Genomic DNA, 26,185 nt, shown 5'->3' on the forward strand with positions numbered 1-26,185 from the left:
GAGCGTCGTGATGAGTGTCGAAGAAAAACGAGTACGCGAATTTGCTTACCAGATCTGGGAATCGGAGGGTAAGCCGGAGGGTCAGGAGGAACGCCACTGGGACATGGCACGCAAGCTGGCTGAGGCCGAGGCCCTGGCACCCAAGGCCGAGCCGCGCAAACGGACCCCGGCCAAGCCGAAATTAGCGGCTGAGCCGAAAGCAGCAGCGTTGCCTGGAACCAGCAAACCGGTGGCTGCGAAGAAGCCTCGCGCAGTGAAAAAGCCAACTGCTGGCTAAGTCTGCCGCAGCCTCTTCGCGGGTTAACCGCGAGGAGGCCGGTACAGATCTGCGCAACACCCCCTTTCAAAACGGCCAATCGAGGATTGCCATGAGCCCGCGCACCCCAAAGAAAACCCGCTCCGTAGCACCATCGCGCATTCGTGAAGGCCAACCCTTTCCTCTGGGCGCCACGTGGGATGGCCTGGGCGTCAACTTCGCCCTGTTTTCCGCCAACGCCACCAAGGTCGAGCTGTGCCTGTTCGACTCCACCGGCGAACAAGAGATCGAACGCATCGAGCTGCCTGAATACACCGACGAGATCTACCACGGCTACCTGCCCGACGCCCATCCTGGGCTGATTTACGGCTACCGTGTCTATGGCCCCTACGAGCCGGAAAACGGCCACCGCTTCAACCCCAATAAATTGCTCATCGATCCTTATGCGAAACAATTGGTGGGCGAGCTGAAATGGTCGGAGGCGCTGTTCGGCTATACCATTGGGCACCCTGATGGCGACCTGTCATTCGACGAGCGCGACAGCGCGCCCTTCGTGCCCAAGTGCAAGGTCATCGACCCGGCGTTCACGTGGGGGCGCGACCAGCGTGTGCAGGTGCCATGGGAACGCACGATCATCTATGAAGCCCACACCCGCGGCATCAGCATGCGCCACCCGGCGGTGCCGGAGGAGCTGCGCGGCACCTTCGCCGGCCTTGCCAACGATGAGTTGCTCAAGCACATCAAGGACCTGGGTGTATCGAGCATCGAGCTGCTGCCGATCCACGCCTTCGTCAACGACCAGCACCTGCTGGACAAAGGCCTGAACAATTATTGGGGCTACAACAGCATTGCCTTCTTCGCCCCCCATCCCAAGTACCTGGCTAGTGGCAAGATCGCCGAGTTCAAGGAGATGGTCGCGCACCTGCACGATGCTGGGCTCGAAGTGATCCTGGACGTGGTCTACAACCACACCGCCGAGGGCAACGAACGCGGCCCGACCCTGTCGATGCGCGGCATCGACAACGCCTCGTACTACCGCCTGATGCCGGACGACAAGCGCTACTACATCAACGATTCCGGCACTGGCAACACCCTCGACCTCAGCCACCCGTGCGTACTGCAGCTGGTCACCGACTCGCTACGCTACTGGGCGGGCGAGATGCACGTCGACGGCTTCCGCTTCGACCTCGCGACCATCCTTGGCCGCTACCACGAAGGTTACAGCGAGCGTCACGGCTTCCTCGTGGCTTGCCGCCAGGACCCGATGCTGAGCCAGGTCAAACTGATCGCCGAACCTTGGGACTGCGGCCCCGGCGGTTACCAGGTGGGCAACTTCGCCCCGGGCTGGGCCGAGTGGAACGACCGATTCCGCGATACCGCGCGGGCCTTCTGGAAGGGTGACGAAGGCCAACTGGCCGAATTTGCTGCACGCATGACCGCGTCCGGGGACATGTTCAACAACCGCGGCCGGCGGCCTTACTCCTCGGTCAATTTCATCACGGCCCACGATGGCTTCACGTTGCGCGACCTGGTGTCATACAACGGCAAGCACAACGAGGACAACGACGAAAACAACCAGGACGGCACCGACAACAACCTGTCATGGAACTGTGGCGCCGAGGGCCCGACCGAAGACCCTGAAATCAACGCGCTGCGCATGCGCCAGATGCGCAACTTCTTCGCCACACTGCTGTTTGCCCAGGGTACGCCGATGATCGTGGCCGGCGACGAGTTCAGCCGCACGCAGCACGGCAACAACAACGCCTATTGCCAGGACAGCGAGATCGGCTGGGTCAACTGGGACCTGGACGATGAGGGCAAGGCGCTGCTGGCGTTCGTCAAGCGCCTGACCCGCCTGCGCCTGGCCTACCCGGTGCTGCGCCGCTCGCGCTTCCTGGTCGGCGACTACAACGAGGCGATCGGGGTCAAGGACGTCACCTGGTTGGCGCCGGATGGCAGCGAGATGAGCGTCGAGCAATGGGAAGACCCCCACGGGCGCTGCCTCGGTATGCTCATCGATGGGCGTGCGCAGGAGAGTGGCATCGCGCGGCCCGGCGCTGAGGCGACCATGCTGTTGATCGTCAATGCGCACCATGACGTGGTGCCATTCAAGCTGCCGAGCGTGCCGGAAGGCGAGTACTGGAGCTGCCTGATCGATACCGACCGGCCGGAGATGCGCAAGCCTCAACACCTGCAGTTCGATAGCAGCTTCGAGGTCAAGGGGCGGTCGTTGTTGTTGATGGTGTTGCAGCGTGAGGAAGAGTAAGACCGCAGCATTTCAAGGCAAATGAATGACGAAACCCCGGCAGCGCGCTGCACCGTTGCCCGGGTATCGCCGTTAAATACCTACACGATTGAAGTCGATATCCTGGCAACTAAAATTGTTTCGCTGCCTGAGATCGCCTTTTACGTTGACCCCCTATTAAAACCGTATTGTGACGCCCTCCTATATTCTCAACCTTACCCTGATAAGCGGTTACTTTTACCTGATCAAAGCCTCGCCGCTTAAACGCATCAGCAAATGTTCGCCCCAAACTTTTTGAACCTCCAATGGTCAGTCTTTCGGCCGCCTCGTTATCGACAGACCTTGACTCAGGCACGTCCGCGCCTTCGCATGCCAATATTTTGATATTTTTAAAATTTTTTGGCAAACCCATACGCTCCAGGTTAAACACCAGCGCAGTCGCGTAAATACTGTCTGCCCCTTCTCCGGAACCGCTGACAAGCTGCTCAGCCCCCGCATAACCATGGCCGACAATGTACAATTTATCATCCGGCGCCATCTTATCTAATACTGAACTAGCCAGCTCAACTTTTGTATCTTCAAATACTTGCCTCACCTGATTCTCCATGAACAATGCCCCCGCCAGCCGGGGAGTTTTCATCGCGGCAACCATCCCCAAAGCGCCCGCCGCAATCAGGCCAAAATTTATAAGAAGGTACCCCACCGACGGCCGGCCGAAGAAAGCATGGCCGATGACTAGAGCCAGCATATAAATGGACATTATGATGGCATACATCGCATAGGGATGAGTTATCGCTGCGCGTAATCGCCCGCTATTGAGATATACCTGCCTGTCGGACTCGAACCCTTCTCGTACTTGCTCATCAGGCACCAGAATGGTTGCAAACGGTTTCTTAGCAACGAGCCGCTGGTGATTTGTAGAAAAAATTTCCTGAGGCAACTCATCCGCTGCAGAAAAGGCATAAATATACCGTTCTTGAGGGCGCCTCCCGTCCGAATCGTGCAACGTCAGTGGATTATTTCTAACCATGCGATACAGATTCAGCCCATCCACCGTCCCTGCCGGGTCCACACTCAACCACCGCCCCGCCCAAGGCTGGTAATAGCGATAACCGTAGTAATACAGCCCTGTCGCATCGCGTTCTTTCCCGGAGTAACGAATGGTCTTATAATCGGCTTCGATCTGGCTGCGCGCCGTCCATACGGACGTGCCGCCGAACGGGTAGTATTCCTCTTGGCTAATCACTGCTCCTTGCCCATCCAGCTCCAGCCCGCTGCTGCCGATCAGGTTGTGATAGCTGTAGCTAACCTGATCATTGTCCAGTCCTGCTGGCAAGCCACTGGCCCAGTGCAGCACCCGCACATCTGCACCGCCCCCTGCCGCAACCTTGATGACATGCAGGCGGGCAGTTTCATAAGTGCTACGCAATTCCAGGCCGTCCAGGTAAAGCACTCGCTGAGCTTGAGTGACGCCCGCTGCTTGCTGTTCGCTCACCTTGAGCAGGCGCAACCCGTCACTGCCATAGCGGTACCACTCGCGATCATCCACGCCCGCTTCTCGCTCGACCGGTTTCACCTGCGCCAACTCACCCCGCGCACTCCAGCGCATGTCCTGCCCGGCCAGCAACTCGAGTTGATGACCACCAGCATCGAACAACGCATCCACCTGCTCAGGCAACAATCCCTCACGCGCCAGCACCGCGCGGTTGCTGCGGTTGGAGACCGTCATTCGGGTGGTGTAAGCGTTGCTGCTGGCCGGAGCGCTGTGTTGGATCTGGGTGAGGTTGCCTGCGCGGTCGTAGCTGTAACGGCGGGCGTAGTTTGTTAGGGCGCTCTCGTCGGTCGGCAAAGGAACCAGTACGTCAGGCAACTGGGGCCCCTGAGCTCCACGTCCGACCATCTCCCGCCCCGTTGCCTGCACCAGCTGGTACAGGCTGTTGTAGGCGAAGGTATTTGCTGCCGTTACCTTCTGATTGCGCCAGAAGCGGGGGGCACCGGCGTCATTGCGTACGCTCTGCACATTCCCCACCGGGTCATAACGGTAGCGCAGGTCCTGCAGCGTCGTGGCAGCGGAGGTCTGCTTGCCTGGGCGCTGCACACGAATACCAGTCAGCCTTTGCGTCATTGGATCGAGGCCGTAGTCCGTGACCACTCCATTACCATGGACCTCCTGCTGCTTGTGCCCGGTCGGCGCATAGCGCAGGGAGGCAACAATCACCTGCTCGTCACGGTTTTGCACGGTCAACCAACTGCCCTGCAACTGCCCGGCAACGTCATAAGCTTGGCGCTGCTGGTGGCCTCGTGCATCCGTCTGGGTCAACTGGATACCCGTGGCATCACGTGTACGCAGGATCATGTAGGTTTCAAGTTCCAGCCGAGCTTGCCATGCTTGCTCGTCGTCACCCACCCAGTCTGCCTCGTCTTCGCCTGCAAGCACGCGGCGAGACTGGGCCAGCGCTGCGCCGCTCAGCGCGAGGTTTCGCAGTTCGATGAGGCCTGCGGTGTCGTAGTGGCGCATGCACTGACCGGCAAGGTTACGGTTCTTTTCCCCCAGGCTCAGGCCTGCCCAGCGATAGCGCTCTGCGACACGCGGCAGCGCTTCACCAGCGCCCTGCTCGGTCACGGCCAGCAGCCGGCCGGGTAGCGAAGGCGCTTCATGGATGCAGACTTGGCTGACGCCGGTGGCACTGACCGCCAGCAGCGGATGCCCGGCCATGTCAGGCAGGGCCACGCTCGAGCCGGCATCGACACTTTCGGTGTGCACAGGTCGCCCAGCCAAGTCGCTGTGCCAGCGGAAGTTTGGAGTAGCCGTTTCGGCAAAACGGGGGTCAAGGCTTTGCGCAAGGTTGCCGCGGGCGTCGTGACGATGCCGGGTGATACGAAGCTCAACAGATTCTGCTGCCTGTGCCCGATAACACGCCAGCTCACCCACCGGTAAACCGCGAGAACACAGCACCACCAGGCTGGGAGTGCCCGCATGTAACGCAGAGGAATTGAAGGTCGTCATGGCTGAATTCCCTTTCGCTGGTGTGGATGCTTTGATCTACCCGGTAAGCATCAATACAAGCTCTACGACACATCAGCCATACGCCTCCCTTGTGGCAAGCGTAGACACACAAGCCGGCCAGCGCGAGCCAGACTGAACCTCACTTGCCAGTACCTGTCCCTTGTAGGAGCAACAGCCCTAGCAGCAGCCATTGAGGAGCCACCGTGAACCTCGAAGCCGGTAGCCCAGGTTTCGCCAGCACTAACCAGGCCCCCGCCGTGCATCGGCTGCGGGTGCTGACGGTGAACACCCACAAGGGCTTCACCGCCTTCAACCGGCGCTTCATCCTGCCTGAGCTGCGCGAGGCGGTGCGCAGCACCCAGGCCGACGTCGTGTTCCTCCAGGAGGTACTCGGCAGCCACGACCGCCATGCCGCGCGATATTCTGGCTGGCCGCAGACCTCGCAGTACGAATTCCTCGCCGACAGCATGTGGAGCGACTTCGCCTATGGCCGCAACGCGGTCTACCCCGACGGCCATCACGGTAATGCGCTGCTGTCCAAGTACCCTATCATCGAACACCGCAACCTCGACGTGTCGATCACCGGCCCCGAGCGTCGCGGCCTGTTGCACTGCGTCCTCGACGTTCCTGGCCAGCACAATGTGCATGCCATCTGTGTGCACCTGTCATTGCTGGAAAGCCATCGCCAGAAGCAGCTCAAGCTGCTGCGCCAGTTGCTCGAATCATTGCCTGCCGAGGCGCCGGTAATCATCGCTGGCGATTTCAACGACTGGAAGTCCCATGGCAACCGCACCCTCGGCCTGCAGCGTGACCTGCACGAGGCTTTCGAACGCCATCATGGCCACCTCGCCCGCACCTATCCGGCCCGCCTGCCACTGCTGCGCCTGGACCGAATCTACCTGCGCAATGCCGAAAGCCATGCGCCGCAGATTCTGGGGCACAAACCTTGGACGCACCTTTCCGATCATCTGCCACTGGCCGTGGAGGTCAGGTTGTAACAATGATTCGGCATAGCCAGCGACACAGAAATAGCGATCCCCGCTATGCGCGACAATTTAATCAGCCGAATCAGATAGTTAATGAATTCCACGGAGCGTGAACAGACCTTTCACGTTTTCTTGACGCACGCGCCGCTCTCTCCTTAGCTGAACACTATCACTGGATGTAAATAATCGCGCCGGGCCTCTAGCTCGCGCTTTTGCACGCGCCCGCGGAAGCTGGCGTGCTGGTTTGGGTCGCCTTCTGTTTTTGTCGTACAGCGCGTGACACGCAGGCCAGGTCCTTGGGCTGTACAACAAAAAACAGAGGAGATCCGCCATGAAAAGAACCTCGAATCCCTTGCGCTTCGACCGTATTTTCTACGCGGTTTCCACGTCGATGCTTCTGGCAACCCCGGTGGAAACTTTCGCGTTCGAACTGCAGGACGATCCGATCTCCCCCAGCTACCTGCAACAACCGACGATGCCGACCTTGTCGCTCGACCCGGTCAGCGCCAGCGGCCTGAACATGGGTACGCTGAACGCCTTCAGCGAGAAGATGAGCGAGCGGCATAGCCTGCCGGCCCCCGACCTGATGGGCGGCCAGTGGGCACAGTTTTTCCCTGGTGCCACACCGCAGCCTGGCGCGCGGACGCCAGAGCAGCTGGAAGCCCCCAGCCAGCAACTGATGATCGGCCCGGACCTGTTCGTACGTGAAACCGCCGATGGCAACGTCCACCGTGCGGGGATATTCGTGGGCCACAACAATCTGCAAAGCAGCTTCAATGGAGTACGGCCGTTGCTGGGCGACAAGCAGCGCAACGCAGTCAACCTCAGTGGCGAAAGCCTGGGGGTATTCTGGAGCATGACCCATGAGCGAGGCTGGCACCTGGATGCCGTGGCCATGGGCTCACGCATCGAGGTGATGGGCCGCGGCGACAGTGGCCAACGCCTGAATGACAGCGGCCATGCGATGACTTTTTCGGTAGAGGGCGGTTACCCGATCGGCCTGGGTGGCGGCTGGGTGATCGAGCCCCAGGCGCAATTGATCAACCAGCAATTCTTCCCAGGTAACCAGGTGCAGGCGGAGACCTTGCAGGCCTTCGATAGCCAGCCCAGCTGGAGCGGCCGGGTCGGCGCCAAACTGTCCGGGCGCTATGAGGTGAAAGGCATGCCGATCGAGCCCTATGTGCGGACCGACGTCTGGTATGACTTCAACGACACCAGCGATGTGAAGCTGGACCAGGTCGACAAGATCTCCAGCTCGCGCTATTCGACCACGGTGGAACTGGGCTTGGGGTTGGTGGCACGGGTGACACCCAAGGTGGCGCTGTTCGTCAGTGCCGATTACAGCAGTGATGTGGATGGCAACGACCTCAACGGACTGATAGGCAGCCTTGGGGTGCGGATGCGGTGGTAGGCAGGTCTGGCCTCTTCGCGGGTGAACCCGCTCCCACAGCTACTGCACAGCCCTTGAGGTGGGTGCAGTACCCGCGAAGAGGCCAGCACAGGCATCAGGCTGGCTTCATCACCAATACCCCAAGCGGCGGCAGGTTCAGCGCCAGTGACAACGGCTGCCCATGGCTGGCTACATTGTCACTCTCTACCGCTCCCAGGTTGCCGACGTTCGAGCCCGCATACAGCTCGGCATCGCTGTTGAGCAACTCTTGCCAGCGTTCCCCGAACGGTACGCCAATCCGGTACCCCTCGCGCGGCACCGGGGTGAAATTGGCGACCACCAGCAGCGGCTCGCCGTGGCTGCTCCAGCGCAACCAGGCATACACACTGTTGCGCGCATCATCGCCGACCAGCCATTGGAAGCCCTGAGGCTGACAGTCCTGTTCATGCAGCGCTGGCAGGTCCCGGTACAGGCGATTGAGGTCGCCGACCAGGCGCTGCACGCCTTGGTGCTCGGGATACTGCAGCAGGTACCAGTCCAGCTGGTGGTCGTGATTCCACTCACGCCACTGGCCGAATTCGCAGCCCATGAACAACAGTTTCTTGCCCGGGTGGGTCCACATGAAGGTCAGGTAGGCGCGCAGGTTGGCGAACTTCTGCCAGCGGTCACCGGGCATCTTGTCGATCAGCGAGTGCTTGCCGTGCACCACCTCGTCGTGGGAGATCGGCAGGATGAAGTGCTCGGAATAGGCATAGATCAGGCCGAAGCTCATCTCGTTGTGGTGATAGGTGCGATGCACCGGATCGTTCTGGATGTAATGCAAGGTGTCGTGCATCCAGCCCATGTTCCACTTGTAGGCAAAGCCCAGGCCGCCCTGCTCTGTCGGCTGGCTCACGCCCGGCCAGGCGGTGGACTCTTCGGCGATGATCAGCGCACCCGGTGCCTCATGGGCGGCGACACCGTTGAGGTGGCGGATGAAGTCGATGGCCTCGAGATTTTCGCGCCCGCCATGGCGGTTGGGTACCCATTCACCGGCCTTGCGCGAGTAGTCGCGGTACAGCATCGAGGCCACCGCATCGACGCGCAAGCCGTCGATGTGGAAGTGCTTGAGCCAGTGCAAGGCCGACGCCATCATGAAACCACGCACCTCGTTGCGCCCGAGGTTGTAGATCAGCGTGTTCCAGTCCTGGTGATAGCCTTCGAGCGGGTTGTCGTACTCGTACAGCGCAGTGCCGTCGAACCGGGCCAGGCCGTGTTCATCGGTGGGGAAATGCGCCGGCACCCAGTCGAGGATCACCCCGATGCCACCCTGGTGGCAGGCATCGATGAATGCCGCGAAGTCTTCAGGGCTGCCGTAGCGCGCGGTCGGCGCGAACATCGACAGCGGCTGATAGCCCCACGAGCCACCGAACGGGTGCTCCATGATCGGCAGCAGCTCGATATGGGTGAAGCCCAACTGCTGCACGTAAGGCACCAGGCGTTCGGCCAGTTCACGCCAGTTGTAGTAACGCGACACTTCACCCAGCTCGTCGAGCTCGCATTGCCAGGAGCCGGGGTGCAGTTCGTAGATCGACAGCGGCGCACTGTAGGCATGGCGCTGGGCGCGATGTTCCATCCACTCATGGTCGCGCCACTCGTGGCTCAGCTCTGCGGTCACCTTCGATGCGGTGCTCGGCGGCAGCTCGGTGGCGCGGGCCAGCGGGTCGGCCTTCAGCGGCAGGATGCCGTCCTTGCCGAGCACCTCGAATTTGTAAGTCTCGCCCACACCCAGGCGCGGCACGAACAACTCCCACACCCCGGCGCTGTGGCGCAGGCGCATGGGATGACGGCGGCCGTCCCAATTGTTGAAGTCACCCACCACCGACACCCGGCGCGCATTCGGCGCCCACACCGAGAAGCACACGCCGTCGATGCCATCGACCTGGATCGGTTGCGCACCGAAACGCCCGGACAAGTCGCGGTGGTTGCCTTCGGCGAACAGGTAGAGGTCCATGTCGCCCAGTTGCGGGCCGAAGCTGTAGGGGTCTTCGGTCACCTGCTCGCCACCGGCCCAGCCGATCTGCAGCCGGTACGGCTGTGCTTGATCGAGGTGCGCGGTGAACAGGCCGGGCAGGCTACCCTGCACCATCTCGGCAAGGATGCGCCCATCATGGCGCGCCAGCACCCGTACATTCAGTGCAGTCGGCAGGAAGGCACGGACGAACACGCCGCCCTGCCCGTCGTCGTGGGGGCCCAGCACTGCAAATGGATCGGCGTGCTCGGCGCGGGCCAGGGCATCCAGGTCCCGTTGCCGAAGGCCGCCGTTTTCACGCGTGGTTGCATTCATCTATGACTCTCCCCAGGTACTGATCAGTCCATGCAGGCCATGCAAAGGCACGGCCAGCCAACTTGGACGGTTTTCGGCTTCGTATGTGATTTCGTAGGCGGCTTTTTCCAGGCAGAACAATTCCAGTGCGGCGCGCTCGCCCTCGGCCTGTTGCCAGGCGTGGGGCATGGCGGCGGTGGCCAGGCCATAAGCTTCGACGAAGGCATGCCGCGACTGGTGCAGGTACTGCCGGGCAACACGTTGCCGGGCTTGCCGCGCGGGGCCGGAAAGGTCCACCGCAGACGCGCTGCGCAAGATCATCGCAGCAGCATAGTCGAAGGATCGCAACACGCCGCTGACATCCTTGTACGGGCTGTGTTTGGCCCGGCGCTCGTCCAGCGGGCGGGCCGGTTCGCCCTCGAAGTCGATCAGGTAGGCATCGCCCTGCACTACCAGCACTTGCCCCAGATGCAGGTCACCGTGCACGCGCATCAACAGGCCGCCCTGAGCCTGTTCGGCGAGCCTGGCGATGTGCTGGGCGAGGCCGTCACGCTGCTGTTGCAGGTCGTCGACCTGGGCCTGGCTATCGCTGTCGAGGTGTTCACGGTGCTGAGCCAGCAGGTCGAGGGCGTGGTTCAGTTCGGCACTGATCTGCGTAATCCAGCGCTCGCTGTCTGCGCTGTCGCTGGGGCGTGGCTGGAAGGCTTCATCATCGGTCGGGGCCGCCAGCAGCAGGTGCATCTCGCCCAGGCGCTGACCGAGCAATGTGGCAAAGCCGCTCAGTTCGGCCAGCGCGTCGGTGTGTGCCTCGGCGTCGACGCTGTTCGGCTCCATCTCGTCGCGAATGGCTCGCTCCAGGGTGTTCTGGGTCCAGGCCCAGGCATCGCCCTGATTGTTCAGGTAACCCTGGGCGATCATCAACAGGTGCGGTGCGCCCTGCTCGTCGACGCGGCTGACCCACGCCAGCAACGGCGAGATATTGGCGAAGCCAGCGGCGGTGAGGTAGGCGCTCATTTCCAGTTCCGGGTGAATGCCCGGGTTGACCCGACGGATCAGCTTGAGCACCACGCGGTCGCCGATCACCACCGAGCTGTTGGACTGCTCGGCGCTGAGGTAGCGCACTTCACTTTCCTCGTTCAACCCCAGGCCGGCCAGCTGAGCTGTGGATTCGAAGCGCAGTTCGCCCTCGCCGTTGCCGCAAGGCAAACGCATGCCGTCCTGGCAGGCGCGCAGCACCGCACGGATGAACGGCTCCAGGACGAAGGCATCGGTGATCAGGCCAACCTGACGGCCACGGCGTACCCGCGACAGCGCCAGCTGCTGCGGCAGCGCCGTGTTGATCTGCTCTTCCGGCAACAGGCCGAACGGCAGCTGGTACTGGTTGGCCACGCCGTCACTGAGCACTTCGATCTCGCTGAGCAGCACCGGCGTGGTGGCGGTGCCGAAGCGCACGCCGTAGCGCAGGCGCACCTGGTCGATCGGGCCTTCCTTGCCGGCGAACCAGCGGCGCTTGGGCAGGTATTGCGGCAGGATGGTCTGGTGAAGGGTGTCGCTGGAGGGGGCCTCGAGCAGTTCTTCCATGCGTTTGCGCAGCACTAACGTGGTCAATTCCGGCAACCCCTCGGTAGCTTGGATGTGCCAACTGGGCATGCGGTCGTGGGCAGCCAGCAGGAACCAGTAAAAGGCATAGGGCGGCAAGGTCAGCAGGAACGGCAGCTGGCCGATCGGCGGGAAGGCGCTGCCACCGAGCATCTCAACCGGCACTTTGCCTGCGTATTGCGACAGTTCGAGCTCGGCAGCCTGGGCGGCGCGGGAAACGTTGGCGACGCAGAGAATCACCTCCGTGTTGCCGTCGGCGTCCGTGTACTCGCGGATATACGCCAGGATCCGCCGGTTGCTCGGCGTCAGCGTGCGCAGGCTGCCGCGGCCGAAAGCCTTCTGCTGCTTGCGCACTGCCAGCAGCCGGCGGTTCCAGTTCAGCAACGAGTGCGGGTCGTGGGCCTGGGCTTCGACGTTGACGGTCTGGTAGCCGTACAGCGGGTCCATGATCGGCGGCAGCACCAGGCGTTGCGGGTCGGCCCTGGAGAACCCGCCGTTGCGGTCCGGCGACCACTGCATCGGCGTGCGCACGCCATCACGGTCGCCGAGGTAGATGTTGTCGCCCATGCCCAGTTCGTCGCCGTAATACAAGGTCGGCGTGCCGGGCATCGACAGCAGCAGGCTGGTGAGCAGTTCGATGCGCCGGCGGTCACGCTGCAACAGCGGCGCCAAACGCCGACGGATGCCGAGGTTGATGCGCGCACGACGGTCTTCGGCGTAGTAGTTCCACAGGTAGTCGCGCTCGCGGTCGGTGACCATCTCCAGCGTCAGCTCATCGTGGTTGCGCAGGAAGATTGCCCACTGGCAGTTGGCCGGGATTTCCGGGGTCTGGCGCAGAATGTCGGTGATCGGGAAGCGGTCTTCCATGGCCAGGGCCATGTACATGCGCGGCATCAGCGGGAAGTGGAAGGCCATGTGGCATTCGTCGCCCTCACCCTCGCCGAAGTACGGGCGAGTGTCCTCGGGCCACTGGTTGGCCTCGGCCAGCAGCATACGGTCGGGGTAGTTGGCGTCGATCTCGGCGCGGATCGCCTTGAGTACCGTGTGGGTTTCCGGCAGGTTCTCGTTGTTGGTGCCGTCGCGCTCGATCAGGTAGGGGATGGCGTCCAGCCGCAAGCCATCGACGCCCAGGTCGAGCCAGAACCGCATCACCCCGATCACCGCCTTGAGCACCTGCGGGTTATCGAAGTTGAGGTCCGGCTGGTGGGAATAGAAACGGTGCCAGAAGTACTGGCCGGCGACCGGGTCCCAGGTCCAATTCGACTTCTCGGTGTCGAGGAAGATGATCCGCGTACCGTCATACTTCTGGTCATCGTCCGACCACACGTAGAAGTCCCGCGCCTTGCTGCCGCGCTTGGCATGGCGGGCGCGCTGAAACCACGGGTGCTGGTCACTGGTGTGGTTGATGACCAGTTCGGTGATCACCCGCAGGCCGCGCTTGTGCGCCTCGGCGATGAAGCGCCGGGCGTCGGCCATGCTGCCGTAATCCGGATGCACAGCTTTGTATTCGGCGATGTCGTAACCGTCGTCGCGCCGTGGCGAGGGGTAGAACGGCAGCAGCCAGAGGGTGTTGACGCCAAGCTCGGCAATGTAGTCGAGCTTGCTGATCAGGCCAGCGAAATCGCCGATGCCGTCGTTGTTCGAATCGAAGAACGATTTGATATGCAGCTGGTAGATCACGGCGTCCTTGTACCACAGTGGGTCATCGATGAACGCTGCCGGGCGGGACCGCTTGGCCATGTGCGACTCCTTGCCCTATCGGGCCTTGCTGATGCGCCAGATGCCGAATGGCAGGTTCCACGGCTCGATGCGCATCCACTGGGTCTTGCCGTACCAGGACCAGCGATGGCCGCTCATCAAGTCTTCACCGTGGGTTTCGGCATTGTCATCCAGGCCCAGTTCCCACAGAGGCAGTTCAAAATGCGCTTCCTGGGCGTTGTGCGGATCGAGACTCACGGCAATCAGGATGTAGTTGTCGCGCTCAGGCGTGCGTTTGGCGAAGTACAGGATGTTGTCGTTCCAGCAGTTGAAGAACGCTACGCCAAGGTGGGTCTGCAGCGCTGGGTTCTGGCGACGGATGCGATTGAGCTGGGCAATCTCGGCGATGATGTTGCCCGGCTGGGTGAAGTCCCTGGGGCGGATTTCGTATTTCTCCGAGTCCAGGTACTCCTCCTTGCCCGGCAGCGCCGCGCTCTCGCACAGCTCGAAGCCGCTATACATGCCCCACAGCCCAGAGCCCATGGTCGCCAGCGCCGCCCGGATAAGAAAACCGGCACGGCCGTTGTACTGCAAGAAATACGGGTTGATGTCCGGCGTGTTAACGAAGAAATTCGGCCGGTAGCATTGGCTCCACGGCGGCTGGTTGAGCTGCTCGAAATACTCGCGCAACTCTTGCTTGGTGTTGCGCCAGGTGAAGTAGGTATAGCTTTGGGCGTACCCGACCTTGCCCAGGCGCGCCATCATCGCTGGCTTGGTGAAGGCTTCGGCGAGGAAAATCACGTCGGGGTATTGAGCACGTACATTGGCGATCAGCCATTGCCAGAAGGGCAACGGCTTGGTGTGCGGGTTATCGACACGAAAGGTCTTCACCCCCTCCTCGACCCAGCCGATGATCACGTCACGCAGGGCCAGCCACAGGCTGGGTACCGCGTCGGGCGCATAGAAATCGACGTTGACGATGTCCTGATATTTCTTCGGCGGGTTTTCCGCGTAACGAATGGTGCCGTCCGGCCGCCAGCTGAACCAGCCAGGGTGCTCGGTGAGCCAGGGGTGGTCCTGGGAACACTGGATGGCGAAATCCAGGGCGATCTCCAGGCCGTGCTGGGCGGCGGCAGACACCAAGCGACGAAAATCATCGCGGCTGCCCAGCTGCGGGTGGATCGCGTCATGGCCACCTTCCGGACTGCCGATCGCGTAGGGGCTGCCCGGGTCGCCGGGCTGGGCTTGCAAGGCATTGTTACGGCCTTTGCGGTGCTTGCTGCCGATGGGGTGGATCGGCGGAAAATACAGCACGTCAAAGCCCATGTCGCGGATCATCGGCAGGCGCTGGTGCACGTCGTTGAAAGTGCCGTGGCGCTCAGGGCTGTCGGTGATCGAACGCGGGAACAGTTCGTACCAACTGGCGAACTGCGCAGCCGGCCGGTCGACATCCAGCGGGAATTCTATGCTGCGGGTCAGGTAACTACGGTGCTCGGCCTCGGCCATCAGCCGCGACGCTTCGGCGCCCAACAATAGCGCCACCTGGTCATCGACTTGCAGTTCACCCAGTTGCTGTTGCAAGCGCTGCAGTTCGTCGCGAAGCACGCCTTCACTGAGTTCCATGCCTTTGCCAAGCATCAGCCGGCCTTCTTCGAGCTCCAGCGTGACGTCGACGCCAGCTTGGTACTTCTTCTCCAGATCATGGCAATAGGTGGCGAACGGATCGATCCACGCCTCGATGCTGAACACGTGCGGGCCGATCTCCGTGGGCGTGAACTCGGCCAACCACAAATCGTTGCCCGGCGACTGCATGGGCACGCAATGCACCCGGCGGCTCTGTACCTCACGCCAGTTCAGCACCACCGCCATGCGGTCATGGCCGTCGGTGTAGACCTTGCTGCTGACCGCCACCGGCTGACCACTGATGGCCTTGGTCGCGAAGGCGCCGGCATCGAGCACCGGCTGGGTATCTTCGATGACGATACGTGGCGCCAGTAGCGCCTGGGACAGGCTAATGGCCTGTTCCGGGTGATCATTGGCCGTGGGCGCACTTTCAAAGGGCTCGTTACGTGACATCGACCTTGCTCCCTCAGGCTGGTGGCGGTAAGGGTTCAGAGCCGGGCACAGGCACAGGGGTTCAAAAAATTGAGCGAACGGTAGCTGCCAGCGGTCAGAGCCTGCAGCACCTCTTCAATTCACCCATGCGAGGTCAGGCCATGAACATCCCGATTCCACCGGAAACTCCAGATCCGAACATAGACGACCCGAGCCTGCCGCCGCCCGTGCCGCAGGACGACCCGGACGAGTTGCCGATCAAGCCGACCATGCCGCCGACGGTGGGGGATCCGCCGAGTGATGATCCTCCGGTGAAGGCTTAAGGGTAGACCACCGCACCTGATATTTTTGCCAGTTGGCAAGGCAGGCCCAGTGCGCAACGCTAGGCCTGCCTTGCCAATTGGAGAAGCATCATGCGTATCAGCCTCGACGACATTATAGAAATCATCAAAAAGATGAGCCCCAACCTGCAGATCAAAGCAGAGACTCGACTCAGTGACATCGAAATTGACATGAGCCAGTTCAGCGACTGTTGTGATGAGTACTTAAACCAAACCCTTGATGAACTGGAAGCGTCGATTCAACCTAAGAGCGCTCAGTACTCAAACGATCAGTACTTAAAAGCATTCTTCACCGAGCTTGAACAGCTCGATGGCAATGACCTACAAGATGTTACGGATGTCCATGGCATTGCGGAAAAGCTAGCCCCCCCGCTTTACGACTGATATTTTTCCCAGTAGCGTGGTTTGCCGGCAACGTAGAAGATGAAGCGCTCTATTTACCCCAAGGAGCCCCTATCGTGCATATCGCGACCCGTTGGCTGCGCATGGAATTCGAGCGGCAAGTGATCGACTACTTGCAGGATGCCGGGGTGGTCGATCCTTGGCTGGGGACCGGGCTGGCGCATCAGGACAGGGAAAAATTCGAATTCGCGCTGATGGGACTGGAGGCACGTTACGGTGTGCACTTGCGCCGTGATTACCGGACCGTTGCCGAGCTTGCCGCCGGGCTTTGCAAGGCTATGGAACTGAGCTGACACTTCCGGCCTCTTCGCGGGTAAACCCGCTCCCACAGATACCGCGCCGTAATCAAGTTAGGCGCGATACCTGTGGGAGCGGTCGTGCCCGCGAAAGGGCCGGTAGCGCAAATACATCAGCCGCCAACAACCAAAGTCAGTCAGCACGAAGGTGATTTCGGCAACTGTCATTTTTACCAGTTTCTCAAAATCTCCGCACACGCTATACAGAGCGTACAAACCATTCACCGGAGGTCAAGATGAGCACTATTGAGGAACGCGTTAAAACAATCGTTAAAGAGCAATTGGGCGCGGAAGAACCGATTAAAGACGAAGCCTCTTTCATCGATGACCTCGGCGCAGACTCGCTCGACACTGTAGAACTGGTCATGGCACTGGAAGAAGAATTCGAATTGGAAATATCCGACGACGAGGCGGAAAAGCTCACCACGGTTAAAGAAGCAATCGATTACATCAATGCCACCCTCAGCAAATAGAACGTTTCACGACGCCGTCGGAGATTGCATCATGGACAAATATCGCAAGCTGGTAGTCAGGACTCTGCAGAAGCTCATTGCCATCAAACATACCGAAGACATTAAAGCCTATGGCGATAGCGAACTACTTCCAAACTGCAAGGTTCACGATGATCTATTGATAAGAGAAGTACTTAACGAACACATGATGCAGCGATACCTCAAGGCTTTGAGAGTCGCTACCCACAAGCCCATCAGTTTCAGCGACAGGATGACAGTAGGCGATCTGGTCAAGACCCTTAATACACCATGAGCGATTCCGTGGATGGAAACAGGCCGGAACACCGACCTGTTTCTGTCTTCATCGCTGCCCGGCCAGGCTCTCGATACTGATCTCTCTCATCCGAAACTTCTGCACCTTCCCTGTCACCGTCATCGGGAACTCTTCAACAAAGCGGAAATGCCGCGGCACCTTGAAATGCGCAATGCGCGCCTTGCACCAGCCCTGCAGCTCCTCGATCGTGGCGCTATGCCCCGGGTGCAGCTTGATCCAGGCCACGATCTCTTCGCCATAACGGCTGCACGGAATACCGACCACCTGCGCATCGGCCACCGCCGGGTGGGTGTAGAAGAACTCTTCCAGCTCCCGCGGATAAATGTTCTCGCCACCACGAATGATCATGTCCTTGTTGCGCCCGACGATACGCACATACCCCTGCTCGTCCATCACCGCCAGGTCGCCCGAGTGCATCCAGCCGGCCGGGTCGATGGCCTCCGCCGTGGCCTGGGGGTTGTCCCAATAACCGAGCATCACGCTGTAGCCTCGGGTGCACAGTTCGCCGATCTCACCCCGGGCGACAATGCAGCCATCGGCGTCCACCAGCTTGTTTTCCAGTTGCGGCTGGGTGCGGCCAACGGTGGTCACGCGCAGTTCCAGTTCGTCGTCCGGGCCGGTTTGCAGCGATACCGGGCTGGTTTCGGTCATGCCGTAGGCAATCTGCACCTCGGCCATGTGCATCTGGTCGATCACCCGGCGCATCACTTCGATCGGGCAGGTGGCGCCGGCCATGATGCCGCTGCGCAGGGTCGACAGGTCCAGCTGCATGCGCGACGGATGGTCGAGCATGGCGATGAACATGGTCGGCACGCCATAGAGGATGCTGGCGCGTTCTTCAGCTACGGCGCGCAAGGTGAGTTCGGCGTCAAAAGCGTCGTTGGGGTAGATCATGGTGCTGCCGTGGGTGATGCAGCCGAGGTTGGCCATGACCATGCCGAAGCAATGGTAAAGCGGCACCGGGATCACCATACGGTCACGGTCGGTCAGGCCGAGGCTTTCGCCGACCATGAAGCCGTTGTTGAGGATGTTGTAGTGGCTGAGCGTGGCGCCCTTGGGCGCACCGGTTGTGCCGGAGGTGTACTGGATGTTTACCGGTTGGTCGAACTGCAGGCTGTGCTGACGCGCCGTATAGGCTTCGTTCGAGGTCTGCCCTGCCCGCTCGGCCAGTGCCGGCCATGGCAGGAAACCTCTGGACGGGGTGTCCCCCAGGCTGATTACCCCGCGCAGCTCCGGCAGGCGCTCACTGGCCAGCTCGCCAAGGGTGGTGGTCGCCAACTCCGGTACCAGTTCCTGAACCATGGCGTGGTAATCGGACGTCTTGAAGGCATCGGCACACACTAGCCAGCGGCAGCCAGACTGGCGTAGCACGTACTCGAGTTCACCCACACGATAGGCCGGGTTGATGTTGACCAGGATCGCACCGACTTTGGCGCTAGCCAGCTGCAAGATGCACCACTGGGCGCAATTGGGCGACCAGATGCCGACCCGGTCGCCGGTGTTCACGCCCAAGGCCATCAGAGCGCGGGCATGGGTGTCGACCTGTTCGGCCAGCTGCCGCCAGTTGTAGCGCAGGCCCTGGTGGCGCGCCACCAGCGCTTCGCCGTCGGCGCAGCGGGCCACCGTGGCGTCGAAGGCCTGGCCGATGGTCTGGGTCAGCAGCGGTTGGTCCTGGCGGCCGCGGGTGTAGCTTGGTTGACTCATGGGTGTCCCTTCTTGTGGTTGTTCTGGGCACGGCTGAAGCGAGCTGAGAATACTCTGGCGCAGATTTACGTTTACGTAAAGGTGATGACTCGATTGACAGTGATCGAAGCTAGGTTTACGTTAACGTAAAGGTGATGAACAACACCTGCCCCAGGCTTGACACCGAACCCTGTGGGAGCGGGCTTGCCCGCGAATGCGATCACTCAGGCAATGACGGTGGTCCTGCTGACGCATTCGCGGGCAAGCCCGCTCCCACAGGGTCCGGCGCCAGATTCTTGGGCTAGGGTGTTACCCATATTTCAAGAACAAGAAGGTGCCCCAGCATGCATTACCCCTCCCTGAACTTCGCCCTGGGCGAAACCATCGACATGCTCCGCGACCAGGTGCGCACCTTCGTTGCCGCTGAACTGGCCCCGCGCGCTGCGCAGATCGACCACGACAACCTGTTCCCCGCCGACATGTGGCGCAAGTTCGGTGACATGGGCCTGCTCGGCATCACCGTCTCCGAAGAATACGGCGGCGCCGGCCTGGGCTACCTCGCCCACGTGGTGTCGATGGAAGAGATCAGCCGTGGCTCGGCCTCGGTCGCCCTGTCCTACGGTGCCCACTCCAACCTCTGCGTCAACCAGATCAACCGCAACGGCAGCCACGAGCAGAAGCTCAAGTACCTGCCCAAGCTGATCAGCGGCGAGCACATCGGGGCCTTGGCCATGAGCGAGCCCAACGCCGGTTCAGACGTGGTGTCAATGAAACTGCGCGCAGAAAAGCGCGGCGACCGCTACGTGCTCAACGGCAGCAAGACCTGGATCACCAACGGCCCCGACGCCAACACCTACGTGATCTACGCCAAGACCGACCTGGACAAGGGCGCCCATGGCATCACCGCGTTCATCGTCGAGCGTGACTGGAAAGGTTTCAGCCGCAGCAACAAGTTCGACAAGCTGGGCATGCGCGGCTCCAACACCTGCGAGCTGTTCTTCGACGGCGTCGAAGTGCCGGAAGAAAACATCCTCGGCCAGCTCAACGGCGGCGTGCGCGTGCTGATGAGCGGCCTGGACTACGAGCGCGTGGTGCTCTCCGGCGGCCCGACCGGCATCATGCAAAGCTGCATGGACCTGGTGGTGCCATACATCCACGACCGCAAACAGTTCGGCCAGAGCATCGGCGAGTTCCAGCTGATCCAGGGCAAGATTGCCGACATGTACACCCAGCTCAACGCCAGCCGCGCCTACCTGTACGCCGTGGCCCAAGCCTGCGACCGCGGCGAGACCACCCGCAAGGACGCCGCCGGGGTGATCCTCTACACCGCTGAACGCGCAACGCAGATGGCCCTGGAAGCGATCCAGATTCTCGGCGGCAACGGCTACATCAACGAATTCCCGGCTGGCCGCCTGCTGCGCGACGCCAAGCTGTACGAGATCGGTGCCGGCACCAGCGAAATCCGCCGGATGCTGATCGGCCGCGAACTGTTCAACGAAACCCGCTGAGCACAGGGGACGGGCGCACATGGCTACCTTGCACACCCAGATCAACCCGCGTTCGGCAGAGTTCGCCGGCAACAGCGCGGCCATGCTCGAACAGGTCCAGGCCCTGCGCGGCCTGCTCGCCCAGGTGGCCCAGGGCGGCGGGCCCAAGGCCCAGGAGCGGCACACCTCGCGCGGCAAGCTGCTGCCCCGCGAGCGTATCGACCGCCTGCTCGACCCGGGCTCGCCATTCCTTGAGATCGGCCAACTGGCCGCCCATGAGGTATACGGCGAAGACGTGCCCGCTGCTGGCGTGATCGCCGGCATCGGCCGCGTCGAAGGCGTGGAATGCATGATCGTGGCCAACGACGCCACGGTCAAAGGCGGCTCCTACTACCCGCTGACGGTGAAGAAGCACTTGCGCGCGCAAACCATCGCCTTGCAGAACCGCCTGCCGTGCATCTATCTGGTGGACTCCGGTGGCGCCAACCTGCCGCGCCAGGACGAAGTGTTCCCCGACCGCGAACATTTCGGGCGGATCTTCTTCAACCAGGCCAACATGAGTGCCTTGGGCATCCCGCAGATCGCCGTGGTGATGGGCTCGTGCACCGCCGGCGGCGCCTACGTGCCGGCCATGGCCGATGAAGCAATCATGGTCCGCCAGCAGGCGACCATCTTCCTCGCCGGCCCGCCGCTGGTGAAGGCGGCAACCGGTGAAGTGGTCAGCGCCGAAGACCTCGGCGGCGCGGACGTGCACTGCCGCACCAGCGGCGTCGCCGACCACTACGCTGACAACGACGAACACGCCTTGGCCATCGCCCGGCGCAGCGTCGCCAACCTCAACTGGCACAAGCTCGGCAAGCTGCAGCGCCAGGCGCCGGTGGCACCGCTGTACAACGCCGACGAGCTGTATGGCGTGGTCCCAGCCGATGCCAAGCAGCCATTCGACGTGCGCGAAGTGATCGCACGGCTGGTCGACGGCTCGGTGTTCGACGAGTTCAAGGCCCTGTTCGGCACCACCCTGGTGTGCGGCTTCGCCCACCTGCACGGCTACCCGGTGGCGATCTTGGCAAACAACGGCATCCTCTTCGCCGAAGCTGCACAAAAAGGCGCGCACTTCATCGAACTGGCCTGCCAACGCGGCATCCCGCTGCTGTTCCTGCAGAACATCACCGGCTTCATGGTTGGCAAGAAGTACGAAGAAGGCGGCATCGCCAAGCACGGCGCCAAGCTCGTCACCGCCGTGGCCTGCGCCCAGGTGCCTAAGTTCACGGTAATCATCGGTGGCAGCTTCGGCGCCGGCAACTACGGCATGTGCGGCCGCGCTTACGACCCGCGCTTCCTGTGGATGTGGCCCAACGCGCGCATCGGTGTGATGGGCGCCGAACAGGCCGCCGGGGTGCTGGCACAGGTCAAGCGCGAGCAGAGCGAACGCAGCGGCCAGGCCTTCAGCGCCGAGGACGAGGCCAGGCTCAAGCAGCCGATTCTCGACCAGTACGAGCACCAGGGGCACCCCTACTATTCCAGCGCTCGCCTGTGGGACGACGGTGTCATCGACCCGGCGCAAACCCGCGATGTGCTCGGCCTTGCGTTGTCCGCCGCGCTGAACGCGCCAATCGAACAGAGCCGCTTCGGCATTTTCCGGATGTGACCCATGAGCGCTTTCAGCACCCTCGAAGTGACCCGTGACCCACGCGGCTTCGCCACCCTGTGGCTGAGCCGCGAGGACAAGAACAACGCCTTCAACGCGCTGATGATCCGCGAGCTGATCGTCGCCCTCGACCAGCTGGCCGAAGACGCCAGCCTGCGCTTCCTGTTGCTGCGCGGCCGTGGCCGGCACTTCAGCGCGGGCGCCGACCTGGCCTGGATGCAGCAATCGGCGCAGCTGGACTTCAACACCAACCTCGATGACGCCCGCGAACTCGGCGAGCTGATGTACGCCCTGCACCGCCTCAAGGCGCCGACCCTGGCCGTGGTGCAAGGCGCGGCCTTTGGCGGCGCGCTGGGCCTGATCAGCTGCTGCGACATGGCCATCGGCGCCGAAGATGCCCAGCTGTGCCTGTCGGAAGTGCGCATCGGCCTGGCCCCCGCAGTAATCAGCCCGTTCGTGGTCAAGGCCATCGGCGAACGCGCGGCACGCCGCTACGCTATGACTGCCGAGCGCTTCAGCGGCGTGCGGGCCCGCGAGCTGGGCTTGCTGGCCGAGGTGTATCCCGCCAGTGAGCTGGACGCTCAGGTCGAAGCCTGGGTGAGCAACCTGCTGCAGAACAGCCCGCAAGCGCTGCGCGCCACCAAGGACCTGCTGCGCGAAGTGGACGACGGTGAACTCAGCCCGGCCCTGCGCCGCTACTGCGAAAACACCATCGCCCGCATCCGCGTCAGCGCTGAGGGCCAGGAGGGCCTGCGCGCCTTCCTGGAAAAACGCCGCCCCGCCTGGCAAACCGAAGACAAGAAGGAACCGCGCCCATGAGCCGCCCCGCTTTGACCACCCTGCTGGTCGCCAACCGTGGCGAAATCGCCTGCCGGGTGATGCGCACCGCCAAGGCCATGGGCCTGACTACCGTTGCCGTGCACAGCGCCACCGACCGTGACGCCCGCCACAGCCGCGAAGCGGATATCCGCGTCGACCTGGGCGGCAGCAAGGCCGCCGACAGCTACCTGGTGGTCGACAAGATCCTCGCTGCGGCCAAGGCCAGCGGCGCCCAGGCCATTCACCCGGGCTACGGCTTCCTGTCCGAGAACGCCGGCTTTGCCCGCGCCATCGAACAGGCCGGGCTGATCTTCCTCGGCCCACCGGCCAGCGCCATCGATGCCATGGGCAGCAAGTCGGCGGCCAAGGCGCTGATGGAAGACGCCGGCGTGCCATTGGTGCCCGGCTACCACGGTGAAGCGCAAGACCTGGACACCTTCCGCGCCGCCGCCGAACGCATTGGCTACCCGGTGCTGCTCAAGGCCAGTGCCGGTGGTGGTGGCAAGGGCATGAAAGTGGTAGAGGACGAAAGCCAGCTGGCCGATGCCCTGGCCTCGGCCCAGCGTGAGGCGCAGTCGTCGTTCGGCGATGCGCGCATGCTGGTGGAAAAGTACGTGCTCAAGCCACGCCACGTCGAGATCCAGGTGTTCGCCGACCAACACGGCAGCTGCCTGTACCTCAACGAGCGTGACTGCTCGATTCAGCGTCGCCATCAGAAGGTGGTCGAGGAAGCACCCGCGCCGGGGCTGTCCGCTGAGCTTCGCAGGGCCATGGGTGAGGCTGCGGTACGCGCGGCCCAGGCCATTGGCTATGTCGGTGCCGGTACTGTCGAGTTTCTGCTCGACGCCCGTGGCGAGTTTTTCTTCATGGAGATGAACACCCGCCTGCAAGTCGAACACCCGGTCACCGAAGCCATCACCGGCCTCGACCTGGTGGCCTGGCAGATTCGCGTGGCCTGCGGCGAGCCGCTGCCGATCAGTCAGGAGCAGGTGCCGCTGATCGGCCATGCCATCGAGGTGCGGCTGTATGCCGAGGACCCGGCTAATGAATTCCTGCCGGCCACTGGCACGCTGACGCTGTACCGCGAGTCGGCACCGGGCGAAGGCCGTCGGGTGGACAGCGGGGTCAGCGAGGGTGATGTGGTCTCGCCGTTCTACGACCCTATGCTGGGCAAATTGATCGCCTGGGGCCAGGACCGCGAGCAGGCACGCCTGCGCTTGTTGGCGATGCTCGACGAGTTTGCCATTGGCGGGCTGAAGACCAACATCGCCTTCCTGCGGCGCATTCTCGCTCACCCGGCCTTCGCGGCGGCAGAGCTGGATACCGGGTTCATTCCACGCCATCAGGACGTGCTGCTGCCAACACCGCAAGCATTGCCTGCGGGTTTTTGGGAAGCAGCGGCAGAAGCCTGGCTACAGGGCCAGGCGCTGCAACAGCGGGAGGACGATGCGCGCTCGCCTTGGGCCGAGCGCAATGGCCTGCGGCTTGGGCTGCCGGCGCGCAGCAGCCTGCACCTGGTCAGTGGTGGCGAACGTCAGGCCGTTGCGCTGGAGCACACTGCCACCTCAACCTGGCAGCTTGATGGGGAACAGCTGGTTCATGACCAGGACGGTACCCGTCGCCGTTATCTGGCGGTGCGCCGTGCTGGCACGTTGTTCCTGCGCTGGGAGGGCGAGGTGCATGCCGTTGAAGCCTTCGACCCGATTGCCGAAGCCGAAGCCAGCCACAGTCATCAGGGTGGGTTGGGGGCGCCCATGAACGGCAGTATCGTGCGGGTGCTGGTGGAGCCTGGCCAAGCTGTGGAGGCTGGAACCGCGCTGGTGGTGCTGGAGGCGATGAAAATGGAGCACAGCATTCGCGCGCCCCATGGCGGGACGGTGAAGGCGTTGTTCTGCCAGGAAGGCGATATGGTCAGCGAAGGGACGGCGCTGGTCGAACTGGCCGAATAAGGCACACAGGGGCCGCTTTGCGGCCCCCTGTAATCTAGAAGACCCCGTGCACTCGCACGACCACCCCGAGAAACTCGCAACCCTCTTCACACACCAGCGCCGGATAACTGCTGTTCAGCGCCTTGAGGTACTGCTGCCCGCCCTCTTCGGCCAGCTCACGCAGAATCGCCGTCTTGCCCGGCTGCCGGGCAATCACCAGTCGTCCCGGTTCCACGTCCAACCCCGGATCCACCAGGATTCGCATGCCTTGCGGCACACTGCGGCCGCTGACCGCGCTCATCGCATCATTCTCGACGGTCAGCCAGAACGCCTTGCCCTGGGCCAGGTAGTCCGTCTGCTCGAATACGCCCGGCTCGGCAATCTCTGCTTTACCTAGCTCATCCCAGGCCAGTACCGGGTAGCGGAAGCACACAATGTATTGCATGAGGTCGAGATCGTCATCGTCGTCATCGACCTCGTAAAGGCCACGCTCCTCGCCAACCTGGCCCTGAATGCGCAGCTGCAGGCTGACGCTGTAGTGGGGCATGCCAATCTCGACGAACGTGCGGTTCATCGATTCGATTTTCGGCTGCCGCCGCTTGTTCACCCAATGCCCCACGCTGCCTTGAGACACGCCAACGCGCTCGGCCAGCTGCTCTTGAGTGAGCTTCAGCTCCTCCATCCGGTCACGGACGAGGGCAATCCATTTATCCATATTCATCGCTGGCACGATACGGACTGCCTTCAGGCGCTCAATAAACATTCAGTATTATTTATTGAAGTTCATAAAAATACTTCAGGTATTACTATCGACCTGAACCCTTTCCCTACTGGCTCTAGCAGGTATCAGGATGAAACCACCGAAAGACGACGTAACAGATTTAGACAGCGAAGCAGCCCGCCGCGCCCTCGATTATTACCTGAACCCCAACCCTACCCGTCCTAGCGCGCACAATCAGATCTGGACCCTGCATGAAGGCGTCACCCCCGAGCAGGCCCAGGACCACGCCATCGAATTGTTGCGCTGCGCCGCTGCCACGGCTCACGAAACCGCAACTCACCAGGAAGGCAGCACCCGCGAGCTGACGTTCGCGCTAATGCACATGATCGACATGGCCAGAGCCCTGCTGGAGCACAGGCGCGCCCTGCAGAACGGGCTGTAAGCAAAAAGAAGAAGGGAGAACGTGATGGCCGTATCGGCGAAAGGCCCCGATTGCCGGGACAAGGAAGCGCGGCGGTAAAACTTTTTTACCG

20 protein-coding genes are annotated in these 26,185 nt (G+C 62.1%); 14 read left to right on the top strand and 6 right to left on the bottom strand.

The window, feature by feature from the left end; genetic code table 11:
• Positions 1 to 7 precede the first annotated feature (7 nt).
• Together APH28_RS05165 and glgX are read left to right on the top strand one after the other, a co-directional pair.
• Positions 8 to 277, top strand: a complete 270-nt coding sequence (locus APH28_RS05165; protein WP_060507903.1) for a DUF2934 domain-containing protein — start codon at positions 8 to 10, stop codon at positions 275 to 277.
• 91 nt (positions 278 to 368) lie between these two features.
• Entirely contained in the window at positions 369 to 2,522 is a 2,154-nt protein-coding gene (gene glgX / locus APH28_RS05170; protein ID WP_060507904.1) for a glycogen debranching protein GlgX, read from the top strand.
• A 109-nt stretch (positions 2,523 to 2,631) separates the two neighbouring features.
• On the opposite strand, the gene APH28_RS05175 is transcribed toward glgX, so the two are convergent.
• A complete protein-coding gene (locus APH28_RS05175) occupies positions 2,632 to 5,508 on the bottom strand; it encodes an RHS repeat-associated core domain-containing protein (RefSeq protein ID WP_082432263.1) in 2,877 nt (958 codons plus the stop codon).
• Positions 5,509 to 5,711: 203 nt separating this feature from the next.
• On the opposite strand from APH28_RS05175, the gene APH28_RS05185 reads away from it, so the two are divergent.
• Together APH28_RS05185 and APH28_RS05190 are read left to right on the top strand one after the other, a co-directional pair.
• Entirely contained in the window at positions 5,712 to 6,506 is a 795-nt protein-coding gene (locus APH28_RS05185; protein WP_060507907.1) for an endonuclease/exonuclease/phosphatase family protein, read from the top strand.
• Positions 6,507 to 6,825: 319 nt separating this feature from the next.
• Positions 6,826 to 7,905 carry an autotransporter outer membrane beta-barrel domain-containing protein gene (locus tag APH28_RS05190; protein WP_060507908.1) on the top strand — a complete coding sequence of 360 codons (1,080 nt, stop codon included), beginning with the start codon at positions 6,826 to 6,828 and terminating at the stop codon, positions 7,903 to 7,905.
• Positions 7,906 to 7,999: 94 nt separating this feature from the next.
• Here APH28_RS05190 and glgB read toward each other — a convergent pair whose 3' ends face one another.
• Genes glgB through APH28_RS05205 form a run of 3 tightly spaced genes read right to left on the bottom strand, consistent with a single transcriptional unit; the run spans position 8,000 to position 15,562 of the window.
• Positions 8,000 to 10,210: a 1,4-alpha-glucan branching protein GlgB gene (glgB, locus tag APH28_RS05195; protein WP_060507909.1), complete on the bottom strand. Its 2,211-nt coding sequence runs from the start codon at positions 10,208 to 10,210 to the stop codon at positions 8,000 to 8,002.
• A complete protein-coding gene (gene treS, locus APH28_RS05200) occupies positions 10,211 to 13,528 on the bottom strand; it encodes a maltose alpha-D-glucosyltransferase (protein WP_060507910.1) in 3,318 nt (1,105 codons plus the stop codon).
• A gap of 15 nt (positions 13,529 to 13,543) precedes the next feature.
• Positions 13,544 to 15,562 carry an alpha-1,4-glucan--maltose-1-phosphate maltosyltransferase gene (locus tag APH28_RS05205; RefSeq protein WP_060507911.1) on the bottom strand — a complete coding sequence of 673 codons (2,019 nt, stop codon included), beginning with the start codon at positions 15,560 to 15,562 and terminating at the stop codon, positions 13,544 to 13,546.
• Between the two features lie 140 nt (positions 15,563 to 15,702).
• Here APH28_RS05205 and APH28_RS28825 point away from each other — a divergent pair, with 140 nt between their 5' ends.
• The 5 genes from APH28_RS28825 (at position 15,703) to APH28_RS05225 (ending at position 17,345) form a co-directional block, all read left to right on the top strand.
• Positions 15,703 to 15,864, top strand: coding sequence for a hypothetical protein (locus APH28_RS28825; protein ID WP_177334220.1), 162 nt, complete (start codon positions 15,703 to 15,705; stop codon positions 15,862 to 15,864).
• A 90-nt stretch (positions 15,865 to 15,954) separates the two neighbouring features.
• Complete coding sequence (locus APH28_RS05210) at positions 15,955 to 16,266, top strand: hypothetical protein (protein ID WP_060507912.1); 312 nt, start codon at positions 15,955 to 15,957, stop codon at positions 16,264 to 16,266.
• A gap of 74 nt (positions 16,267 to 16,340) precedes the next feature.
• The gene (locus APH28_RS05215) at positions 16,341 to 16,577 is read left to right on the top strand and encodes a hypothetical protein (RefSeq protein ID WP_256248565.1); all 237 of its coding nucleotides are present in this window, start codon (positions 16,341 to 16,343) and stop codon (positions 16,575 to 16,577) included.
• 239 nt (positions 16,578 to 16,816) lie between these two features.
• The gene (gene acpP, locus APH28_RS05220; protein WP_060507913.1) at positions 16,817 to 17,053 is read left to right on the top strand and encodes an acyl carrier protein; all 237 of its coding nucleotides are present in this window, start codon (positions 16,817 to 16,819) and stop codon (positions 17,051 to 17,053) included.
• A 31-nt stretch (positions 17,054 to 17,084) separates the two neighbouring features.
• On the top strand, positions 17,085 to 17,345 hold the full coding sequence (locus tag APH28_RS05225) for a hypothetical protein (protein WP_060507914.1): 261 nt from the start codon (positions 17,085 to 17,087) through the stop codon (positions 17,343 to 17,345).
• 48 nt (positions 17,346 to 17,393) lie between these two features.
• On the opposite strand, the gene APH28_RS05230 is transcribed toward APH28_RS05225, so the two are convergent.
• Positions 17,394 to 19,070: an AMP-binding protein gene (locus APH28_RS05230; protein ID WP_060507915.1), complete on the bottom strand. Its 1,677-nt coding sequence runs from the start codon at positions 19,068 to 19,070 to the stop codon at positions 17,394 to 17,396.
• A gap of 323 nt (positions 19,071 to 19,393) precedes the next feature.
• On the opposite strand from APH28_RS05230, the gene APH28_RS05235 reads away from it, so the two are divergent.
• From APH28_RS05235 to APH28_RS05250, 4 genes are read left to right on the top strand one after another with little or no spacing between them, the layout of a single operon-like run.
• The gene (locus APH28_RS05235) at positions 19,394 to 20,557 is read left to right on the top strand and encodes an isovaleryl-CoA dehydrogenase (protein WP_060507916.1); all 1,164 of its coding nucleotides are present in this window, start codon (positions 19,394 to 19,396) and stop codon (positions 20,555 to 20,557) included.
• A 19-nt stretch (positions 20,558 to 20,576) separates the two neighbouring features.
• Positions 20,577 to 22,184 carry a carboxyl transferase domain-containing protein gene (locus tag APH28_RS05240; RefSeq protein ID WP_060507917.1) on the top strand — a complete coding sequence of 536 codons (1,608 nt, stop codon included), beginning with the start codon at positions 20,577 to 20,579 and terminating at the stop codon, positions 22,182 to 22,184.
• 3 nt (positions 22,185 to 22,187) lie between these two features.
• A complete protein-coding gene (locus tag APH28_RS05245) occupies positions 22,188 to 23,003 on the top strand; it encodes a gamma-carboxygeranoyl-CoA hydratase (protein ID WP_060507918.1) in 816 nt (271 codons plus the stop codon).
• Positions 23,000 to 24,952, top strand: a complete 1,953-nt coding sequence (locus tag APH28_RS05250) for an acetyl/propionyl/methylcrotonyl-CoA carboxylase subunit alpha (protein WP_060507919.1) — start codon at positions 23,000 to 23,002, stop codon at positions 24,950 to 24,952. The genes APH28_RS05245 and APH28_RS05250 overlap by 4 nt, the downstream gene beginning before the upstream one ends.
• A 34-nt stretch (positions 24,953 to 24,986) precedes the next feature.
• On the opposite strand, the gene APH28_RS05255 is transcribed toward APH28_RS05250, so the two are convergent.
• The gene (locus APH28_RS05255) at positions 24,987 to 25,694 is read right to left on the bottom strand and encodes a LexA family transcriptional regulator (protein ID WP_060507920.1); all 708 of its coding nucleotides are present in this window, start codon (positions 25,692 to 25,694) and stop codon (positions 24,987 to 24,989) included.
• An 88-nt stretch (positions 25,695 to 25,782) separates the two neighbouring features.
• Between APH28_RS05255 and APH28_RS05260 the strand changes: the two genes are divergently transcribed.
• Positions 25,783 to 26,094 carry a DUF6124 family protein gene (locus tag APH28_RS05260; protein ID WP_060507921.1) on the top strand — a complete coding sequence of 104 codons (312 nt, stop codon included), beginning with the start codon at positions 25,783 to 25,785 and terminating at the stop codon, positions 26,092 to 26,094.
• The last annotated feature ends 91 nt before the right edge of the window (positions 26,095 to 26,185 follow it).

This window comes from Pseudomonas sp. NBRC 111124, from assembly GCF_001320245.1.
Classification (GTDB): Bacteria; Pseudomonadota; Gammaproteobacteria; order Pseudomonadales; family Pseudomonadaceae; genus Aquipseudomonas.

Bases quoted from the DNA above. Each gene is read 5' to 3' on its own strand.
- glgX (WP_060507904.1), top strand. From the start codon at position 369: ATGAGCCCGCGCACCCCAAAGAAAACCCGCTCCGTAGCACCATCGCGC.
- APH28_RS05175 (WP_082432263.1), bottom strand. From the start codon at position 5,508: ATGACGACCTTCAATTCCTCTGCGTTACATGCGGGCACTCCCAGCCTG.
- APH28_RS05190 (WP_060507908.1), top strand. From the start codon at position 6,826: ATGAAAAGAACCTCGAATCCCTTGCGCTTCGACCGTATTTTCTACGCG.
- glgB (WP_060507909.1), bottom strand. From the start codon at position 10,210: ATGAATGCAACCACGCGTGAAAACGGCGGCCTTCGGCAACGGGACCTG.
- treS (WP_060507910.1), bottom strand. From the start codon at position 13,528: ATGGCCAAGCGGTCCCGCCCGGCAGCGTTCATCGATGACCCACTGTGG.
- APH28_RS05205 (WP_060507911.1), bottom strand. From the start codon at position 15,562: ATGTCACGTAACGAGCCCTTTGAAAGTGCGCCCACGGCCAATGATCAC.
- APH28_RS28825 (WP_177334220.1), top strand. From the start codon at position 15,703: ATGAACATCCCGATTCCACCGGAAACTCCAGATCCGAACATAGACGAC.
- APH28_RS05210 (WP_060507912.1), top strand. From the start codon at position 15,955: ATGCGTATCAGCCTCGACGACATTATAGAAATCATCAAAAAGATGAGC.
- acpP (WP_060507913.1), top strand. From the start codon at position 16,817: ATGAGCACTATTGAGGAACGCGTTAAAACAATCGTTAAAGAGCAATTG.
- APH28_RS05225 (WP_060507914.1), top strand. From the start codon at position 17,085: ATGGACAAATATCGCAAGCTGGTAGTCAGGACTCTGCAGAAGCTCATT.
- APH28_RS05230 (WP_060507915.1), bottom strand. From the start codon at position 19,070: ATGAGTCAACCAAGCTACACCCGCGGCCGCCAGGACCAACCGCTGCTG.
- APH28_RS05235 (WP_060507916.1), top strand. From the start codon at position 19,394: ATGCATTACCCCTCCCTGAACTTCGCCCTGGGCGAAACCATCGACATG.
- APH28_RS05240 (WP_060507917.1), top strand. From the start codon at position 20,577: ATGGCTACCTTGCACACCCAGATCAACCCGCGTTCGGCAGAGTTCGCC.
- APH28_RS05245 (WP_060507918.1), top strand. From the start codon at position 22,188: ATGAGCGCTTTCAGCACCCTCGAAGTGACCCGTGACCCACGCGGCTTC.
- APH28_RS05250 (WP_060507919.1), top strand. From the start codon at position 23,000: ATGAGCCGCCCCGCTTTGACCACCCTGCTGGTCGCCAACCGTGGCGAA.
- APH28_RS05255 (WP_060507920.1), bottom strand. From the start codon at position 25,694: ATGTTTATTGAGCGCCTGAAGGCAGTCCGTATCGTGCCAGCGATGAAT.
- APH28_RS05260 (WP_060507921.1), top strand. From the start codon at position 25,783: ATGAAACCACCGAAAGACGACGTAACAGATTTAGACAGCGAAGCAGCC.